The following is a 19,090-nucleotide window of genomic DNA, read 5'->3' as shown; positions in this document are numbered from 1 at the left end:
ACTGGCAATCTTTAAGGCATGCGTCTCTTCAGACACAAAAGAAAAGAACCTGCATAAAGCAGGCCCCAGGGTCAATCCGCAATATTTATGCTGTATTCTTTAAACCAAATTTCCATCTGGACAAGATTGGCAAGAAGCTGGGGCCCTGTCATCAGCTGCCCGAACCATGGCTCCCGGAAGGATTTCCCCTCCGTTTCGATTATTTCCTTCAGCTGTTCTTCATCAAAGAACTCGTATAGGGCAGCGCTTCTGTCAGCCAGTATTTCGGAGAGCATGCCCTTTACAGCTTTCGTATATTCTGGATTATGGGTTTTCGGATATGGACTCTTTTTGCGGTATAAGACCTCATCCGGAAGGATCCCCTCAAGTGCCTTGCGGAGGATTCCTTTTTCCCGGCCGCCGAGCATTTTCATCTCCCATGGGATATTCCATGCATATTCGACCAGCCTGTGGTCAGCAAACGGGACCCTTACCTCAAGGCTCGCGCCCATGCTCATCCTGTCTTTGCGGTCAAGCAGCGTCGTCATGAACCAGATCTTATTGAGGTAGAAAAGCTCCCTCCTTCTTGCCTCCTGAGTGGTTTCCCCTTCAAGCACAGGAGTCTCTGCAACAGTTTCCCTGTACTTGCTGTGCATATATTCTTCAAGCTGGAGCTTCTCACGCCAATGCGGCTTCAGCAATTGCTGCCTTTCCTGTATGGAACGCATCCATGGAAAGCCGCTGCGGTTCAAGTCATCCTGGCGGTGAAACCATGGGTAGCCCCCGAATATCTCATCAGCGCATTCACCTGAAAGGCTTACGGTAAAGTCATGTTTGATTTCTTTACAAAACCACAAGAGCGAAGAATCGACATCGGCCATTCCCGGCAGATCCCTCACAAGGACGGCTTCTCTCAGATGTTCTGCCAGCTCGCCCTGAGAGATGATGCTTGAGTGGTGGATGGTCTGGAATTCTTCGGTCATCTTCCTGATAAAAGCCCCGTCAGAGTTAGGCTGGAATTCATTTGCCTTAAAATGCTTTTCATTATCTTCATAATCAATGGAATATGTGTGCAGCGGCCCTTTTCCCTCTTCTTCATAGGCACGGGAAGCTACCGCAGTAATGGCACTCGAATCGACCCCTCCTGACAGGAAGGTGCATAACGGCACATCTGACACGAGCTGCCTTGTGACCGCATCTGTAAATAAATGCCTCACCTTTTCAGCTGTTTCCTCCAGATTGTCCTTATGCTCTGCACTTTTTACATTCCAATAGCGCCAGATTTTTTGCCCTTCCCTTGATAATGCCAGTGCATGGGCTGGCCTAAGCTCTTTTATTCCTTTAAAGACTCCGCTGCCAGGGGAACGGGATGGCCCCAGGCCAAATACTTCAGCCAGCCCTTCACGGTCGATCTCAGTACGCACTTCCGGATGGGCCAGGATCGCTTTAAGCTCAGAGCCGAAAATAAGGCCCTTTGCCGTCTCTTTATAGAAAAGCGGTTTTACGCCCAGACGGTCTCTTGCGATAAACAGGCGGTTTTCCTCCTGGTCCCATACCGCAAAAGCAAATATCCCATTCAAGTGCTCCAGGCAATTTTCTTTCCATTCTATATAAGCTGTCAGCAGAACTTCTGTATCAGAATGAGTGCTGAAAGAATATCCTTTTATAAGGAGTTCTTTTCGTATATCTTCTGTATTATAAAGCTCGCCATTATAGCAGATTGTATAAACGCTGCCTTTTGCCTGCCTGGACATCGGCTGTTTGCCGCCTGCAGGATCTACGACGGACAGCCGTTTATGGCCAAATCCCGCATGGATACCGGTCCATACGTTCGTGTCATCAGGCCCGCGCTTTGCAAGTGTTTCCGCCATTTTCCCAACTGCTGCAGCCTCTTTTCGCAAATCTCTGCTAAAATCAATCCAGCCCGTTATTCCACACATTCTCATCATCCTTTCGTCAGCGGAAATCAGGTTACATCCTTTTGCATGATGACATTGTATGCAGGGCCTAGGAAATGGTTAATTGTCCCGTATAGATGATTATTCAAAAATAATAATGTCAGAAAATCTGACCATCTTCTTGATTTTAGGCAGACAATCCAGAACCACTTTAGCAGAATAGTTAGGTTTGCGGTATTACACTTCCCTCTCTAACATGAGCTCCTTTTAATATTTCTGCCCTTTTTAGGGATGCATGAACATTCTTAATGATTCAATGGAAATGTAAAAACTATTTAAGTATACCGATTGGCTATTTTTTCACCCGTAAAAGTTTAACTTTGCCAGGGTCTCTGCCAGTATTAGTGCCAGTGATTTTCATTTCCAGGAAAGCTTAGCAGTTATAAATTCCTGAATTTTTGTCTAAAAAGGATGTTGAAGGAATCATATGGAGGTACAAGATGAACAGACAGCAGCGAACCAAACTCTATGAGTTCCAAACCCGGGCTTTCACGATTGGCACAGTCGAATGCATCAACGAGCAGTGGGTTTTTTTCGATGAAGAAACAGAAGAAGCCTCAATATTGGATGAATTCCTCCATCAGGAAATAGAAGTATTGCGATATAAGCGGTGGAAAAAAGGTGTCCTATTTGAAAATGGGCGAATCGGGCTTGCGGATGAAGTGATTTCGCTGAAAAACCATGACAGCATCCGGATGAAAAAACACCTCACCTTCTCTCTCGAAAGATTGCTGGATGAAGTGAATGATGATGCCTTTTATCAATTTGTCACGACCTTGAATTCACTTCAATTCTCAATCTTCGACTGCATTTACTGCTATAACCACTTGAACTTCCTGAATGACAGCGAGCGGAAAAACGGAGTCAATTTCATTGTTTTCGATAATCAGGAATGCATCTGCAATGTCCAGCACCATTTCTGCTATTACGAAAAAAAGAGCGACCGGTTCGAATTCACCCTTAACACAGGGAAAAGACTCGTCATTGAAAAAATTACTCCATGATAGAAGAGAAGGCATGGATTTGAATCATCCATGCCTCTTTTATCTGTTTTTCCCCTCATACATGCCGCTTTTCAATCATTCGTATCCCAAGCCCCATGAGGATTACGCCCATCAATAGAAGGATCGCTACTGGATAAAGCATATCCGTGATGGATCTTCCGGATACTACGGCTCCCTTCATCATCTCCATCCCATAAGTAATGGGTATGAAGCGCGAAACGCCCACAAGCAGCTCTGAACTGACAATTTCAATCGGCCAATACGCCCCGCCAAGCATCGCAAAGCTAACGCTGATCAAAGGGATGATGCTGTTGAACTGGCTCATAGTTTTCACAAGCCCCGTCAGGAATATGGAAAGCGCGACAATGGAAAACAGATAAGGAATCACAGCGATCAGCACTGTTCCGAACCTTCCATTAAAATCAATTCCCGCACCGAATTTAAAGACAAGAAACACAAAAACAATTTGGATGTATCCAATCAAAAAGCTCCAAAGCAGATTGGCCAGGTACATTTCGGCTTTGGACGTCGGTGATAAAATGAACCGGTCCCAGAGCCCGGACTGCTTATCACGCAAAATCTCGGCAACAGTAAAAGCAACTGTATAAATTGAAAAAAATAAAGTGAAGCCGAATAATGACTGCAGCGGCTGGCTGTATTCAGCTGTATCTTTCTGATTGAACGAGGACAGGCCAAGCTGGAAGGCCGGTTCTTTTTCCGCTTCCCGAAGGACCTTTTCAGCCGCGGCCGGATCGTCCGCAAGCTGGACTATCTGCTGTTCCTGCACAGATTTCATATAATATCGTCCGATATACTGATTCAGCAGCTGCAGATTTTGCGAAGCCCCCGCATGATAGATTACATAAGAACTCTGACCAAGCTCCACGGCAGCTTCCGCGTTTCCTTCAGCCACTTTTTTCTTTGCCTCATCTTCAGTCTGCAAAACAAAAGAAAAAGTGTCTCCATCATTCAGCTCTTCCATGATTTCCTCATTGCTTCCATCTGCCGAAGAATATATCGGAATCTCTATTTTCACAAACGCGGACTGACCTGTAAGATAGGCAAACGCCATGCAGATGATCGTGGAGGCAATCAAAGCACCCGGATTCCTCAATGTCAGGAGGATCTTCCCCCATAGCATTCCAATCATGCTGCCTCCCCCTTTCTAGGCTGCATCAACAGTGCAGCGAACAGCAGTATTGCTGAAAATACAGCAAGGGACCAGAGCTGGCCAGCCGTTTCTCCAAGCGGATAGCCCTGAAGGATTTTCATGTAAGCTGATATTCCCGCTCCCCCGGGTGAATAAGATCCAAAACTTTCAAAAATGCCGCCCAGCTGGGAAACAGGAAAAAAGCTGCCGCCCACAAAAGCAAATACAGGGACAAGAAAATTCCCAAACACGCGGCCCGCCCTTTCTGAGCTGCTTCGATAGTTTACTGCAGAAAGCAGGCTGGCAAAGCTTCCAATCATGAAGGAAATGGCGCATGTGATGATCAGGAAATCCAAGATATCAGGATAAGAAACATCAAAAATGAGTGCCGACAGGCCAAAAAGAATATTCAGCTGCAAAAAGCAAACGATGGCCGCAGCAGAAAAGATGCCTGAAAAGAAAATGGAATTTGGAACATTTGCCAGAAGTATTCTGTTGTACAGATGCTCTTCCTTCTGGGTATAAGCAAAGCTGGCTGCCGTGGTAGCCACGTAGAAGACAAACATCATACTCATTCCAATGGCATAATAGCTGACAGAGCTGATTTCGTTCACTTTGCTGACCGATTCGATTGAGCCAAGTTCATCAATGCCAGCCTCCTTGATATCGCCAGCCGAAATACCAACCGTCCGGATTCCCTGCCATAAGGAAATCTGCTCCTGGAAATTGGCCAGAAAATCACGTATTACCCCTGCCCTGAGCGCATCTGAATCATTCAGCTGCAATTCAAGCTTAGGAGCTTCACCTTCCTTCAATAGGCTGTGCCGGTAATAATCGGCGGTAAAGCCTGCCGGAATTGTCAGCATCGCGCTGTATTCCTCCTGGCGCTCTGAATCCAGCTCCTCTGAGATATAATCCACTCCGATGCTCTGGCTGAATTCTTCATCGCCGAAAACTTCTTCAATCAATATGGCCGCAGGATTGAACATTTCCACTGCGGTGGCAGCTTCTTCCTTAGCTTCATCGGGCATAGGGAAATTCTCTATTATTGCGGCTGCTTCTGCAGCACCAGCTTCATAATCATCCTGCACCCATACAGCAAGCTTGATATCAAGATCCGGAATCTCATCGCTGTTCAGCGCCCCGAGCGCATTCCCCAGAATGCAGATCAAAACAAACGGCATCAGAAGAAGGATGATCAGTTCACGCGGCTTGCGCCAAAAAAGCAGGAGATCCTTTTTGATCATTTGAAAAAGCATATCCTTCCCCCCTAATCCCTGAGCTGCCGTCCGGTCAGATGCAGGAATACATCTTCAAGGCTAGGCAGTTCTATATTGACAGCCGTTACAATTGTGCCGGTTTGCTCAGCTGAACGGAAGATGTCCTTCAGCAGATGGACCTGTTTAGGAACGATGATGGTCGCAGTCTGCTCTTGTACAGACAGCTGCCTGATTGCGGCATGCTCCTCCAGCAGGCGGATGAATTCCCCTCTCATCAGGTCAACCTTTATATTGATTGCCTGCTCAGCCGACAGGATGCTTTTGATTTCATCCTTTGTCCCGGAAGCAATGATTTCTCCATGGTCCATGATGTAGATCCTGTCGCACAGATATTCCACCTCTTCCATGTAATGGCTCGTATATAGAACTGTCATATTCTTTTCCCTGTTCAGGCGTTTCACGGTTTCAAGAATATAATTCCGGGACTGCGGATCGATGCCTACGGTAGGTTCATCCATAATGACCAATTCCGGTTCATGAAGGAGCGCAGCACCGATATTCAGGCGCCGTTTCATGCCTCCGGAAAATGTTTTCACCAAATCCTTTTCCCGGTCCTCAAGGCCGATCATTTCCAGTACTTCTTCTGTTTTTTGTTTTAGCCTCTGTTTGGGCAAACGGTGGATCCTTCCGAAAAATTCAAGGTTCTCCCTTGCCGTCAGTTCATTGTAAAGAGCAATTTCCTGCGGGACGACCCCAAGGATATTCCTTAGTCCGGACGGCTTCTGAAGGATGCTTTCGTTTTTGACCCTTACATCCCCGCTCGTTGGCGATGTAAGGGATGAAATCATTGATATGGTTGTCGATTTCCCAGCCCCATTCGGGCCAAGAAGCCCTACAGTCTCGCCTTTTTCCAGATATAAATTCACGCCATTCACTGCGGTTTTATTCTTAAATTTCTTTATAAGCTCTACAGCCTCCAGCATTCCATCTCCCCCTTATTACCTTCAATATACAGCTTCAATGGAAAACCGCACTACTGTCTTCCGTCATTAAAACCATCCTCTGGATATGACCTCCGTCACTTTTAAAGAAGATTTCTGTTAAACAGACATGGAAAAGGGGCTATCAGTATAGCCCCTGGGTTTTCACATATATCGCAGAAATGATAACAGGCAAACCGGAGACTGCCCCGCCATGCCTGGCCTTACTTGCTTCTTTAAAATCATCTGCCAATCTTAGAGAATATCATTCTTGACTGCAAAAATCGCAAGCTGTGTCCGGTCCCGCAGATCCAGCTTCTGCAGAATCTGGGTTAAATGGTTTTTCACTGTTCCCACTGACAGATACAGCTCTTTTGCAATTTCCTTATTAGTTTTTCCATGCCCGATGAGCCTGGCGATATCACGTTCCCTGGGAGTAAGCGGGACTTCCGCCTCTTTATGGCATGAGTGGTCCAGAAGCTTCGGCATGACCTTGGCTGCAACCTGCTCGTGGATGCTGATGCCGCCTTCCAGGCAGCTCCTGATCGATTGCAGCAGGCGGGGTCCATCAGAGGTTTTCAGCAAAAATCCATTTGTCCCTTCCTTCAGAGTCTGCAGTGCATAATCTTCGTCATTGAAAGTAGTCAAAATCAGTATTTTTACGGCTGGCCACCTTTTTTTGATCATCCTGGTCGCTTCTATGCCATTCATGACAGGCATCTGAATGTCCATAAGGATAATATCCGCTCCATGGGATTCCATTTTTTCAATCGCTTCCTGGCCATTTTCCGCTTCACCGGCTACAGAAAAGGCACCATCCTGTTCAATGATCATCCTCAGCCCCTGCCTGACAATCACTTGATCTTCGACTATTAATATCCTGTTCATTTTTTATCCCCCTTACAGGAATGGACCCCTGGATGACAAACTGGCTGCCATCAGAATAGATCTCGACAATGCCTCCTGCCCCATGAACCCTTTCCCTGATGCTCTTGAGGCCGAAGCTTTCACGGATGGGGCCCGGGCTATGAAAGGCATTCCTGATCTCAAAGGATATCCCCCCGACAGAGGAGACACCAAGAATGACATCAACATCTCTCGATTCGCTGTATTTAAGGCAGTTCGTCAATGCCTCCTGAATGATCCGGTATAAAGCTATACTATGCATATTAGGAAGGACAAGGCTTAAGACCCCTTGCTTTGTTGTAAAACGGATCCGCAGGCTGCTTTCGCTCTCAAGCTTCCTCACCAGCTGGATGATGGCAGGGATTCCTTCAATTGCCTCTGATTTAAGGGCCCGTACTGCCCGCCTTGTTTCTTCCAGGCATTCTTCCACTGTCTGCTTCATTCGGGCAATGCTGCCGTTATGCTCCATAAGAAGCATGCTCTGCATTTCCATCCCGAGCGCTGTCAGCTTATGGCCGACAGAGTCATGGATATCCCGTGCGATCCTTGTCCTTTCCTCGGCCCTGGCTGCCCCTTCATTCTTAAGAGCCTGCCGTTTGGCTTTCCGGTATTCTTCAAGCACCTGATCATAAAGCTCCCTGAGCTCCTCAAGTCTGCAGCGCGATGAGTTCAGCCCGATGCAGTATGCATATCCCAGACTTAGTGCGGCAATTGCCAGCATGAATGCGATAACGGAAGGCATGAGTATAATCATGGTTAAGGCCGCCAACACAGCCGTTCCGCCCAGAAGGCTGTAAAAGGCTGCCGGCCGGATCGACTGAGCTGCTTCGTACAAGTAAAAAAACGCGGCAAGCAGCAGAAAAGGCCATGCACCCCTATCCAAGTAAATGGCAATCAGAGGAAGACTGAGCATAAGAAAGGAATAAAGGATCAGTTTCCTTTCAGTGACGGCAAGCAGGAAATAAGCTGCGAACGATAAGGAACAGCTGAAGAGATAAATGGGGCGGACTGTGTTTTCAATGAAAAAGAACAGCCCGGCCCATATGATCGCCATAATCAGAAATCGTATATAAAAAGGTATCATCCAGTCCTCCTTCAAACTCAGAGCTTAAGCCTGGACGGCGGTTCAGTCAGCAAAACCGGCGTCAAAAAAATTATCATCTATCAGGATTTTTTCCGGCAGCTTCCTCATCTTCTCTCTTTTTTATAGCTTCCAGCACTTCCTTCTGGGTTAAAACCGGATGGCTGCTATGCTTTCCGAATGCCTGGACAGCATAAGTGATCGCAATCAGCACAACAATAAGAATGATTAAGATCCAGGCTCCTGACATACTTCTCCCCCCTAAAAGGATCCAGTTCTAAGAATATTCTAGGACAGATTCAAAGCAGCTTTTTTGCCAAGCTCCTCTTCAAACTGTTCTGCACCAAGCGGCCTGTGTATAAAGAACCCCTGGGCAAAATGGCATTTCAAGTCCCTCAGCAGGCGCATTTGCTCTGCAGTCTCCACTCCCTCGGCAACCACCTTGACATGCAGGCCGAGCCCCATGGTAATGATTGCATTAACTATGGCAATGTCAGGTGAGCCGGAGCGCAGATTATCTATGAAAGAACGGTCAATCTTCAATGCATCTATAGGCAGATGCTTCAAATAGCTCAAAGAGGAATAGCCTGTCCCAAAATCGTCAATGGCGACCCTTATGCCGTTCCTCTGAAGCTCCTGTATAACAAGGATGCTGTTCTCCATGTTCCGGAGCATCGAGCTTTCTGTCAGCTCCAGCACCAGATACCGGGGTTCAAGTTTTGTTTCCTGCAGCACATGGAGGACCTTTTGCACAAAACCAGGCTGCTGGAACTGATGTACAGAAACATTGACAGACACCGACAGGCTCCCGAGCCCCTTCAGATGCCATTCTTTCGTCTGTCTGCAGGCAGTTTGCAGCACCCAATGGCCTATTTCATTAATCAGCCCGGTTTCTTCAGCCAGCGGGATGAAATCACCCGGAGATACCAGTCCAAGCTTCGGATGATTCCAGCGGATCAGCGCCTCGCTCCCATATATTGCACCTGTTTCAAGATTGGTAAGCGGCTGGTAGCAGAGAAAGAACTCTCTCTTCTGCAGGGCTTTTCTCAAATAGCTCTCCAATTCCAGCTTAAGCAGCGTCTGCTCATTCATTTCTGTCGAATAGTATGTAAGCCTGTTCCCCCCCTGGTGTTTCGAACGGTTCATGGCAATATCGGCATTTTTCATCAAGGTTTCTTTTTCATTTCCATCCCCGGGATAGAGGCTGGCACCTATGCTCCCGGTTATAAAGAATTCCTGTTCGCCATAATAGACTGGGGCGGATATTGCTTGCAGAATATGATTGGACAGCTTCGTTACCCGGGAGGAATCCGCCTCCTTCGCAAGGATAAGCGTAAATTTATCTCCGCTGAACCGGCCGAAAAAGGACCCGGGAGGGAGGATTGCTTCAATCCTTCCTGCTATCTGCCTGAGTATCTGGTCGCCGGCATAATGCCCCAGGCTGTCATTAATCAGCTTAAAGCGGTCTATATCCATAAAAAGAACAGCAAGCGAACGCTTCTTCTTCTTTGCCTTCTGCAGCAGATCATCCAGTTCTTCCATGAATTTCAGGCGGTTAGGCAGCCCTGTATCTTTATCATAATAAGCAAGCTGGGTCATTTCCTCTTCAATTCTCTTCTGTTCGGTGATATTCCTTCCGATGCAGTATATGCCTGCAGGCTCGCCATCCACAGTGATCGGGATATTCTTCAGTTCATAAAGATTCCTGGCCCCATTTTTTGATTGGATCTCGAGGTTATAATACTGCTCTTTCCCGTTCACCGTCCGGTAGAAATGCCTCCTGACCCTGTCCACGTCCCGGCTGTCAATGAACCTGAGCGCCGGCTTTCCGATCACCTCTTTTTCATTGAACCCGAAATTGCGCTTAAAGGCTGGATTAATGCTTGTAAAATTGCCCTGCATATCTGTTGAATAGACAAAATCGGCGTTATTGTCAAAAAGGGACCGGTAATACTGCTCAGAAACACTTAAACTATTATTCAGCACCTTTATATCATCCTTGGAAGCATGCATCAGATGGGTAAGCGCAGAAAGTGTATGGAAATGCTTCGGCTTGGCATATTCACCGAAATCCCTGCCAATCTTCTTCACATGCTGGACGCCTTCCCTGATGGAGAGGTATGTGAAGGCATGCCCCACCATCTTTGGTGCACCATCATCCTTTGCAGCTATTTCTCCATATGTAAAAAATCCGGATGCTGGAGCAATTTCCTGGAACCACTCCAGCTCCTTATGTGTAAAATCAAGAAGGAAGCCTTTTCTTGCAAGGCAGGCATAGACAAAAAAGGCTTCAGCTGGCTTTCTCGCCAAATTTTGCAGGTCCTTAACAGATGCCTCTATAATTTCATCAATATTCAGATAAGCAAAAGCGAGCTTTTGGCCTTCTTTTACAGGGCGGTTTACCTCAACTGCCCCATTATCCAGCACCTTTGTTATAAAAATGGAAGCCTTTTCTTCATCCCCCTCCAGCAGAAAGGGAAATTCAATCCCTGATGCCGGCAGTCCCCTGACCAGTTCTTCCCCCAGGTATTGCTTCAGGATCTGAAGCGGCTTTTTATCATCAATGCTAAAAATCTGGTTGTGCCTGGCTTTTGTGATCTTGAAGCTTTTGCCGATTTCCTGCCATCTGTAATTGCTGCCTGCTTCAACGATAAGCCCCTCGTTCTGGAGGACAGCCGCGGCGACTCCACTCCCTGACGTTTCTCCGCCGGCAAAAACGGCGGTCTTATCCAAATTCCCATGGTTCCCTGCCGCTCCCCCTGCAACCGCTATATCAGGACGGATATCATGTACACCATCGAGGACTGCCTGCATATCAAGATCAAATCCAGCTGAAAAGAGGATCAATGCTTTAGCATCATAAGAGGCCAGCGCAGTGGCGATGCTTCTGCCCATTTCAAATGGATTCCGGTAATTCCCGTTTTTGAACAATCCTGTTTTCACCTGGGTTTCTTTGAATAAAGAAAAAGTGATGACTGTCTCTCCTTCAAGCATTTTCCCATTGTAAATCTCACCCGCAGAAGTGCAGCCAATCATAGCTGCAGAAGGCAGATGTTCTTTTATTGCTTCCTGTATTTCAGGGATTTCCCTGCTGTCTTCCGTTCCGGAGAATACCTGCACAAGAACATTCGGATATTCGCCGATTGCATTTTCCTGTATATATTGAATCAGCCTGCTTTTTTCTATATATTTACAGCTTAAAGTTAATAGCATGATCTCCACCACAATTATGTTATTTTATCTATATGATAAAAATACCATATTTACCGGCAGATAACATGACTATTATGGAAATATTATGATGAATAGATTGGTTGAACGATTGTGGAAGAGCCGGGAAGGGGAAATCCGGAGGGAACAGCAGCAAATAGACCCAAACAAAAAAAACTGCCGGGGCAGTTTTTTTGTTCTGTGCTTCTATGCAAAAGGATGGAACCCAAGCGGCAGCCTCAGTCCGAGGTAGATGACCAGAATGGCAGCCACAACGAACTGGACCCATAGGATGGAAGTTTTCTTTCCTTTTGTTGTGCGGATGATAATCATTTCAATCATGGCAATCACCCATAAGCCAAGAAGTGCTTTCAGTACATAAAGAAGATCGATATTAATGGAAGTCAGCATCCAAATGCCCGTACCGATGATCAGCAGGTAAAAAAGCCTTAAGATCATCTGGACTACCTTTACACCTTTTGCTTTGCCGCTGTTATGCATTCCAAGCGCTGCGAAAAATAAGACAAGTGCTACAACCCAGGTAAAAATATGAGCGTGTGTCATTCACCAGGCCTCCTATTAAAAATTCGTTTAAATCATACCATATCTGCATGGAAAAGCCTAAGATAAACACAACGCTTTAAAAAGCCGGCCATGATTTTGTGACATTTGTGTTAAAAGTAACATTATTTTCCGGCTTATCCCTCTATCCTGCTGCGGAGCGTCCCTATTTTTTCCACGGTAACTTCCATTACATCCCCAGGCTTAAGAAAGCGCGGAGGCTTGAATCCCTTCCCTACCCCTGCGGGTGTGCCAGTCGCAATGATATCGCCCGGCTCAAGGGTCATTCCCTTGGAAAGCTCGGAAATGATGACCTCAATCGGAAAAATGAAGTTTTCCGTATTGGAGCTTTGCCTGACCTCCCCATTGATCTTTGTCTCAATATCCAGCCTGCCAGGGTTTTCAATGGCAGATTTGTGGACAATCCATGGACCCATCGGACAGGTAGAATCAAGGCTTTTCCCAATAAAAAATTGCTTATGCTTTGCCTGCAGATCCCTGGCTGTTACATCATTGATGATCGTGTATCCGAAAACGTGGCTGAGGGCTTCTTCCTCACTGATGCCGCGCCCAGCCTTGCCTATCACAACAGCCAGCTCGCCTTCATAATCCAGCTGCTCCGTCACACCAGCATGTGAAAGCACTTCCTCTTCAGGACCCGAAACAGATGTCGGCGCCTTTGTGAAAACCATGATATGCTCAGGTATATCATCCTTGCTTCCCATTTCAATGGCATGCTCAGCATAGTTTTTCCCCACGCATAATATGTTTTTGACAGGCTTCGGAATTGGGGCCAGCAGCTTTACTGATTCAAGCGGAAGCAGAAGCTCCTTCCCTGCTTCATTGCCCTTGGCCCAATTCAAAAGCTCCCGTGCATTATGTACAAATTCTTCTCCCATGGACACTGCCTCCAGCAGTGACTTAGGGATTTCCTTGGTCCCGCCCCTTCTTTCTTCCGCCTTGGCGAGGGGAAGAATCAGATCAGCCCCGTCTTCCAGGACCCCGATAAAAACACCGCTTCCATCTTCTGCAGTTGCAAATCTCATTGTCATCACCTCTATCTTTTTATATATCTAGTATAATACAAATTTTCTGAAAGCGCCCTGATAGGACACTGCTGACAGAAAGAAGCCTGCAGGGCTTCCCTGCAGGCACATTCCTAATGCCGGGTAAGACTGAGGAGGTATTCCTCTGTTTCCTCCGGGTTATGGAATATATAAACATCCTTTCCTTTCGCAGCGGAAAGCTTGGCAAGGATGGCTGGTGCTTTATCCTTCTTATAGCGGGCGATCCACTTCAAAAATTGCCAGTCGAGCTTTTCCGGGCATCCCTCTGCCATATCCGGCCTTGTGCGGCCATGATTCATGATTCTTCGTTTCAGGGCGCCATACAAACAGCGGACCGTAGAATAGTTAAGGAAAAAGATAGAGTCAGATGCTTCTATCCTCATATCCATCGTTCCTCCATAATCTCCGTCAAGGATCCATTGTTCCTTCTCCAGGAGCCTTTCCTGAACCCGGATCCATTCCTCCCGCCCGGTCGGCACCCAGCCTTCATGCCAGAAAAGGGCATCCAGATGGACCACTTCAAGCCCTGTAATTTCCCCAAGCCTTTTGGCGAAGGTTGATTTACCTGCACCGGCCGAGCCGATGATGATGGCCTTTTTCATCTGCTTCTCCTGATAGGCGGCACTGACAGATAGGTGGCGCTTCTCCAGAGCCATTCAAACGGCCCGTACTTAAACTGGGTAAGCCACAGCCTGCTCAGAAGGATTTGGAACAGATAGATCCCAACTGCAAGCAGCGTGCCGCCCGCCAATGAAATATCTCCATAAAAACCGAGGCCATAGCCGTAGAAAATCAAAGTGCAGACAATCGATTGAAATAAATAATTGCTCAATGACATCCTCCCCACCCATGTGAAAGGCATGAGCAGACGGCTGCCCTTTCCCGTATCAGCCAGCAGCGCAATCAGAATGGCATATGAGGCGGCGAGGAGCGGGCCCCCAAACAGATCCTGGAAATACTGGGATGCCAGGTTGTCAGGACCAATATAAGGCACCAGTTTGATCAGCAGTCCTGCGGCAAAGAACACCGCAAACATAATGGCTGCCCTCTTTTGGAAGTTCGCCAGCTTTTCCAGCAGCTTCAGCTTTGCCGCTCCGGCTCCGATCAGGAAAAGAGGCATAATCGACAGGAGCAGGATGATGAATGAAACCTCATTATTTACCATATACCAATCTGTGATCCTTTGTGAGGTAATTTCCGCAAAGGTCCCGTCCCTGTATACAGCACTGGATGAGACTGCTGATTCCAGGTCGTATAAAGCAGTTTCGCTGTCCGGGACAAACAGGACTGTCACCAGCATCAGCAGGCCCATAAGCAGATTGGGCAGGATATACAGCAGTGTTCCCGTTATCAGAAGCGCCTTCCCGGACAATCGGAAGAATAATAGGGCAATCAGGCCGAAGACTGCATAATTCACCAGTATATCCCCGTGCCAGATGAGGAATGCGTGCAGAAGGCCAGCTGCCAGAAGGACAATGAACCTCCTTGACCCAATGGCCGCAAAGCTGTAGCCCCTCTCTATGGACCTTTCCCTCAAAATGATCACCCCATAGCCGAACAAAAGGGAAAATAAAGGATAGAAGCTGGCTTGGGCAAAAATGTCGATAAAAGCATATACTCCTTTATCAAGAGAGCTGTCCCACCATCGATGAGGATCCAGATACAGAAGCGGGGAGTGGAAGGACATCATGTTTACGAGGAAGATGCCAAGTATAGCAAAACCCCTCATGATATCCAGTGAAGCAATCCGGTCTTTTTCTTGTACAGGCATTAATTTTTCAGGCATACAAATCTCCTTTTCATAGTCTACCTATTAATAATAGATAGGCAGGCAAGGAAAGTCCACCAGGATTTGCCAGACGGGGCTTTTTTGCCATAAAAAAGGCCGCCGGTCCGCGGCCCTTTCTTATGTTTGCTTTAATTCACAAAACGCCCGCCTGTTCCTTCAGCGTTCCAGTATTCTTTGCGAAGGCGGATTTTCTGTATTTTCCCGGATGCAGTCTTCGGAAGCTCGTTCACGAAGGTAACACCTGTTATCGCCTTAAAATGTGCCAGTCTTTCCCTCGTAAACAGGATGAATTCTTCTGCAGCTATGTCCGCATCTTCCTTTTTCACAATGAAGGCATGCGGCGTTTCTCCCCATTTTTCGTGAGGCACTGCAATGACAGCGGCCTCAAGAACAGCCGGATGGTCATAGAGCACCCCTTCCACCTCAATGGAAGAGATATTTTCCCCTCCGGAAATAATGATGTCCTTCTTCCGGTCTACAATATCTATATTGCCGTGAGAATCCACAGTGGCCATATCACCTGTATAAAGCCACCCGCCCCGGATTGCTTCCATCGTGGCTTCTTCATTCTTCCAGTAGCCCTTCATGACCCCATTGCTTCTCGTAATCACTTCTCCGATCTGCTTACCGTCAAGCCTGACAGCTTCCCCATTTTCATCAACAACCTTTACCTCACATCCGATCATGCTATAGCCTGCTTTTGCCTTCATTCGGTATTGTTCTTCCTCCGGCAGATGTAAAAGATGGGACCGGATAGCAGAAATTGTGCTGAGAGGGGAAGATTCCGTCATTCCGTACACCTGAATGAATTCCCATCCCAATTCCCTTTCTGCCTTTGCAACAAATGCTGGCGGAGGTGCAGATCCGGCAATGACCACACGGACAGCACCTCCTGCCGGCAGCCTGCTGTTCCCATGATATTGAATTAGGGAATTAAGAACCGTAGGCGCCATATGCAGAACTGTCCCATTGTGCTCCCTCAGCGCATGGAAGATGCTCTCAGGATCTGCCTTCCTCAGGCATACCTGGGATGCGCCGTTTGCAGTGTAATAGAAAGGCGACCCCCAGCCGTTGACATGGAACATAGGAAGCACATGAACTAGGACGTCCCTGTCGGTTACCCTGAGATGATGCATCGTGCTTAATGCATGAAGATAGTTATTCCGATGGGTGAGCATGACACCCTTTGGATTTCCGGTCGTGCCGCTCGTATACAGCAGGCTGCAGACGTCATTCTCATCCATCTGCACCCGGGGAAACCGGCCCTCTTTCTGCTCTTTGAGCCAATCATCATATCCCTCTTCTGCCGTTTGGTCATTTTTATAATGGACAATAATTTTTTCAACTGTCTGGAGCTGGTCCTTGACCGGCAGGATGAGATGATAAAGATCCTGATCGGCAAACAGTACCTTCGCCCCGCTGTGGTTCAGTATGTAAAGATAATCCTCCGGCTTCAATCTGATATTCAGCGGGACCATGATTCCGCCTGTCTGGAAAACACCATAAAACCCTTCCAGCATCTCCACTGAATTTGGTGCAAGGTAGGCAACCCTGTCGCCTTTTTCCACCCCAAGCCCCTTAAGGCCAAAGGACAGCTTGTTCACCCGGCTGCCCAATTCCCTGTAAGTAAAGCTTCGTTCATCGGCAAAAACAGCTTCCTTATCAGCATACAGCGAAACGGCGCGGTCTAAGAACTGTGTGAGCAGCAATGGTACTTCCATAAGCAGCCTCCTCATAAAAAGTCTGAATTTACTGTCATTTTAACATATTTTACATTCAATTACACAGCAGGATAGCTTCAGCGCCATTATTTTGGGCTTTCTTATCACATTCCTGCCATAGGCACATACGATAGTACAGAAACCAATAGTCAAAGGATGTTTTAATATGCCGGCAATCGTAGGAGTCGCACAGGTAGTATCAATCGGAAGCAGTTCCGTATTCCATATTGGGGATGTCTACAAAATCATGCCTCTTTCCAATGCCAAGACCTTTTCCGGCGCTGGCTCGTTCAATACCGGAGATGGACTCAACGTCTATAACAGGCAGAGCACAACCAATACGTTTGATCAGGACGGGGTCGACCAGGGCAATTATTTCAATGCTTGACCATAGGGTGATACTATGAATTTCTATATACAGCAAACCATTCATATCAGCAATATCCGTATAGGAGGATTGACAAATTCCTCTGTCTTCCAGATCGGGAGTGCGGGAATCATCAAGCCTGCTTCCTTTTTGTATAATACCGGGGGCTTCCTGGAGCCTGCACCCCAGGCATCGTCTCCAGGAGGAACGCCGGTCGAGGCGCCGGCAGTCCCTCTTGCTTCGCCGGGCGCTACGGGTTATGCAAGGTAGCCTTCAAGTAATGACTATACACGAAAAGGGGTGGCCGCTTGAATCAGGATTTTTACACGTATATGCAGAAGCTCCATCAGTTTGTCCAGTATCAGGACAGCAGGATCAAAAAGCTGGAGAAATTGGCCGGCGAACTGCAGCAGCAGCTGAATGCACTCAAAGACCGCCCGCCAATCCAGGTGGATACCATTGAATACAAATTCGACCAGCTGAAGGTTGAAACTTTGGAAGGGACATTGAATATCGGATTGAATCCCTCAGAGCTCCAGGGAATAGAAGACTTTGCTGTTAAAGGCAGCAATGTATCTGTACCTCCCACCCCGCAGGGACAGATGCAAAGAGTCGTGGAAATTGAGGAAGACATCGAGGCTTTCCTGGAGAAAGAACTGCCGCAGGTCTATGAAGAAGCGGCTGGCGGGCTGAATTTAGAGGCGGACTCTTCCTATCTTTCTTTTATAAAAGAAGATGTAAAAAAACAGCTGCCAAGCAGAATCGACTACTATATGAAGCAGGCTCAAAATAATCAGCAGATGGCGAGGAATCCCGAAGGCTGGTGGAAAGAGGCTGCTTCCCTGATAAAAGGGGAGATCCGCAACGGGGTGAAAGCCTTCCTTGGGAATCTGCCCGAAAATATGAAAGGGATGAAGAAAGAATGAACTTCGAGGTTTATAACAGAGACTTGAATGTCGGCAGCATCCGCGTCATCGGTGTGTCAAGCTCATCTCTGCTCATGGTTGGCGACACCCAGACCATCCAGCTTGCCTCAACCTTTGATACCCCGGCGGAATCCCTTATAATCGGACCGTTTGTGCCGCTGACTCCGGAGTGATGACATGCTTCAGAGAACAGCAATAGTCAATAAACTGAATGTGGATACCGTTTCCTTTTCCTCCATCATACAAGTGGGAGATTCTGAGTATATACAGGGGTTTTCAAGAGCGCTTGCTGTACAGCGGGAAGCTGAGATTTTCTTCGGAAATGAAGGAAGGTACAGTGATTATCCGATCTTTACAGAGCCGCTTCCCCTTCCGGCCCTGGAAGATGCCCTTCAAATGTATGTACATCAAAGCAAACCAGCCATTAAGGTGGATTCTATAGATATTATCGGTATTTCAGCTTCATCCATGCTCCATATCGGCAACAGCGGCCAAGTTTCAATGGAATCGCGCGTCAAGCATATCCGCCAGCTTCTGCCTCTTCAGGAAACCTGACAGAAGGGGCGGGAAAAGCAATGCCAGAAAAAAGGAAGTGGTACAATGCCTGCAATCATCGGACCTGTGCAGATTGTGAATGTTGGAGGGGGGATCGTGCAATTCGGGGATGCCCTGTACATCTCGCCGAAAAGTAACTCCAAATCAACGAGCGGCCAGGGCGCCTTCAATACAGGCGGATTCATTATCACAAATAACGGCCTTAATGCCAGCAATGTACTTGACACCAATCTGATCGATCAGCCAAACGTCGGGAATAACTAAGGGCTTCCGGTCCTTCCGGCGTCTTAAAAACAACCTGGCAAGCTCTATTTTTTTCTCGCATTTGACTTTTTAGCCTTTGTCAGCTTTGATGAAGGCTGTTTTTTTATCCATTTCAGAAATTTGGCGATCTGGGGATCTTCCTTTAAAAGCCCGATTGTATTCAGCCTCGCTGCCAATTCAGAATTAGGATATAAAGCGTGGATCTGCTTATGGCACGGAATGCAAAGATTGGCCGTCGGCAGGAATGTCCCGCCGAACTCTTTCGGTGTAAGATGATGGACCGTCACTTCGACAGGCTCACGTCCGCAGAGCTCGCATATGCCCTCTGCATTGCTTCTTTTCCCCATGAGTG

Annotated in this window: 21 protein-coding genes; 7 read left to right on the top strand and 14 right to left on the bottom strand. The window is 47.3% G+C overall.

Annotated elements, in window-relative coordinates; translation table 11 throughout:
* Positions 1-71: 71 nt before the first annotated feature.
* A complete protein-coding gene (gene asnB, locus LCM00_RS08195) occupies positions 72-1,919 on the bottom strand; it encodes an asparagine synthase (glutamine-hydrolyzing) (protein ID WP_224900021.1) in 1,848 nt (615 codons plus the stop codon).
* 458 nt (positions 1,920-2,377) lie between these two features.
* On the opposite strand from asnB, the gene LCM00_RS08190 reads away from it, so the two are divergent.
* Complete coding sequence (locus LCM00_RS08190; protein WP_224900019.1) at positions 2,378-2,941, top strand: DUF2777 domain-containing protein; 564 nt, start codon at positions 2,378-2,380, stop codon at positions 2,939-2,941.
* Positions 2,942-2,996: 55 nt separating this feature from the next.
* Here LCM00_RS08190 and LCM00_RS08185 read toward each other — a convergent pair whose 3' ends face one another.
* The 12 genes from LCM00_RS08185 to LCM00_RS08130 all read right to left on the bottom strand — a co-directional run bounded on the left by LCM00_RS08185 (position 2,997) and on the right by LCM00_RS08130 (position 16,626).
* Positions 2,997-4,091, bottom strand: a complete 1,095-nt coding sequence (locus LCM00_RS08185; protein ID WP_224900016.1) for an ABC transporter permease — start codon at positions 4,089-4,091, stop codon at positions 2,997-2,999.
* Complete coding sequence (locus LCM00_RS08180) at positions 4,088-5,350, bottom strand: ABC transporter permease (RefSeq protein WP_224900012.1); 1,263 nt, start codon at positions 5,348-5,350, stop codon at positions 4,088-4,090. Before LCM00_RS08180 ends, LCM00_RS08185 begins: the two co-directional genes overlap by 4 nt.
* An 11-nt stretch (positions 5,351-5,361) precedes the next feature.
* Positions 5,362-6,294 carry an ABC transporter ATP-binding protein gene (locus tag LCM00_RS08175; RefSeq protein ID WP_224900009.1) on the bottom strand — a complete coding sequence of 311 codons (933 nt, stop codon included), beginning with the start codon at positions 6,292-6,294 and terminating at the stop codon, positions 5,362-5,364.
* Between the two features lie 252 nt (positions 6,295-6,546).
* Positions 6,547-7,179, bottom strand: a complete 633-nt coding sequence (locus LCM00_RS08170; RefSeq protein WP_224900006.1) for a response regulator transcription factor — start codon at positions 7,177-7,179, stop codon at positions 6,547-6,549.
* Entirely contained in the window at positions 7,115-8,251 is a 1,137-nt protein-coding gene (locus LCM00_RS08165; protein ID WP_224900003.1) for a sensor histidine kinase, read from the bottom strand. The genes LCM00_RS08170 and LCM00_RS08165 overlap by 65 nt, the downstream gene beginning before the upstream one ends.
* Positions 8,252-8,354: 103 nt before the next feature.
* Positions 8,355-8,528: a hypothetical protein gene (locus LCM00_RS08160; protein WP_224900000.1), complete on the bottom strand. Its 174-nt coding sequence runs from the start codon at positions 8,526-8,528 to the stop codon at positions 8,355-8,357.
* 38 nt (positions 8,529-8,566) lie between these two features.
* The gene (locus tag LCM00_RS08155) at positions 8,567-11,491 is read right to left on the bottom strand and encodes an EAL domain-containing protein (protein WP_224899997.1); all 2,925 of its coding nucleotides are present in this window, start codon (positions 11,489-11,491) and stop codon (positions 8,567-8,569) included.
* Between the two features lie 204 nt (positions 11,492-11,695).
* Positions 11,696-12,052 carry a YisL family protein gene (locus LCM00_RS08150; protein ID WP_224899992.1) on the bottom strand — a complete coding sequence of 119 codons (357 nt, stop codon included), beginning with the start codon at positions 12,050-12,052 and terminating at the stop codon, positions 11,696-11,698.
* 134 nt (positions 12,053-12,186) lie between these two features.
* Positions 12,187-13,095 (bottom strand): fumarylacetoacetate hydrolase family protein, encoded by a 909-nt coding sequence (locus LCM00_RS08145; protein ID WP_224899988.1) that lies wholly within the window; start codon positions 13,093-13,095, stop codon positions 12,187-12,189.
* 113 nt (positions 13,096-13,208) lie between these two features.
* Positions 13,209-13,718: a DNA topology modulation protein gene (locus LCM00_RS08140; RefSeq protein WP_224899985.1), complete on the bottom strand. Its 510-nt coding sequence runs from the start codon at positions 13,716-13,718 to the stop codon at positions 13,209-13,211.
* Positions 13,715-14,902, bottom strand: a complete 1,188-nt coding sequence (locus tag LCM00_RS08135; protein ID WP_224899982.1) for a DUF418 domain-containing protein — start codon at positions 14,900-14,902, stop codon at positions 13,715-13,717. Before LCM00_RS08135 ends, LCM00_RS08140 begins: the two co-directional genes overlap by 4 nt.
* A gap of 131 nt (positions 14,903-15,033) precedes the next feature.
* On the bottom strand, positions 15,034-16,626 hold the full coding sequence (locus LCM00_RS08130; RefSeq protein WP_224899979.1) for a long-chain-fatty-acid--CoA ligase: 1,593 nt from the start codon (positions 16,624-16,626) through the stop codon (positions 15,034-15,036).
* A 166-nt stretch (positions 16,627-16,792) separates the two neighbouring features.
* Here LCM00_RS08130 and LCM00_RS08125 point away from each other — a divergent pair, with 166 nt between their 5' ends.
* From LCM00_RS08125 to LCM00_RS08100, 6 genes are read left to right on the top strand one after another with little or no spacing between them, the layout of a single operon-like run.
* Complete coding sequence (locus LCM00_RS08125) at positions 16,793-17,014, top strand: spore germination protein (protein WP_009794022.1); 222 nt, start codon at positions 16,793-16,795, stop codon at positions 17,012-17,014.
* A 15-nt stretch (positions 17,015-17,029) separates the two neighbouring features.
* Entirely contained in the window at positions 17,030-17,263 is a 234-nt protein-coding gene (locus LCM00_RS08120) for a spore germination protein GerPB (protein WP_224899976.1), read from the top strand.
* A gap of 38 nt (positions 17,264-17,301) precedes the next feature.
* Positions 17,302-17,919, top strand: coding sequence for a spore germination protein GerPC (locus LCM00_RS08115; RefSeq protein ID WP_224899972.1), 618 nt, complete (start codon positions 17,302-17,304; stop codon positions 17,917-17,919).
* Complete coding sequence (locus LCM00_RS08110; protein WP_148976428.1) at positions 17,916-18,092, top strand: spore gernimation protein GerPD; 177 nt, start codon at positions 17,916-17,918, stop codon at positions 18,090-18,092. The genes LCM00_RS08115 and LCM00_RS08110 overlap by 4 nt, the downstream gene beginning before the upstream one ends.
* A gap of 4 nt (positions 18,093-18,096) precedes the next feature.
* On the top strand, positions 18,097-18,474 hold the full coding sequence (locus LCM00_RS08105; protein WP_224899969.1) for a spore germination protein GerPE: 378 nt from the start codon (positions 18,097-18,099) through the stop codon (positions 18,472-18,474).
* A gap of 45 nt (positions 18,475-18,519) precedes the next feature.
* Positions 18,520-18,738, top strand: coding sequence for a spore germination protein (locus tag LCM00_RS08100; protein ID WP_224899966.1), 219 nt, complete (start codon positions 18,520-18,522; stop codon positions 18,736-18,738).
* 44 nt (positions 18,739-18,782) lie between these two features.
* Here LCM00_RS08100 and LCM00_RS08095 read toward each other — a convergent pair whose 3' ends face one another.
* Entirely contained in the window at positions 18,783-19,085 is a 303-nt protein-coding gene (locus tag LCM00_RS08095) for an HNH endonuclease (RefSeq protein WP_224899963.1), read from the bottom strand.
* Positions 19,086-19,090: the final 5 nt, after the last annotated feature.

The sequence above is a fragment of the Bacillus infantis genome, assembly GCF_020171945.1.
In the GTDB taxonomy this organism is placed as follows: domain Bacteria; phylum Bacillota; class Bacilli; order Bacillales; family Cytobacillaceae; genus Bacillus_AB; species Bacillus_AB infantis_A.
The sequence above is the reverse complement of the archived record's forward strand: the minus strand, read 5'-3'. Positions and strand labels throughout refer to the sequence as shown.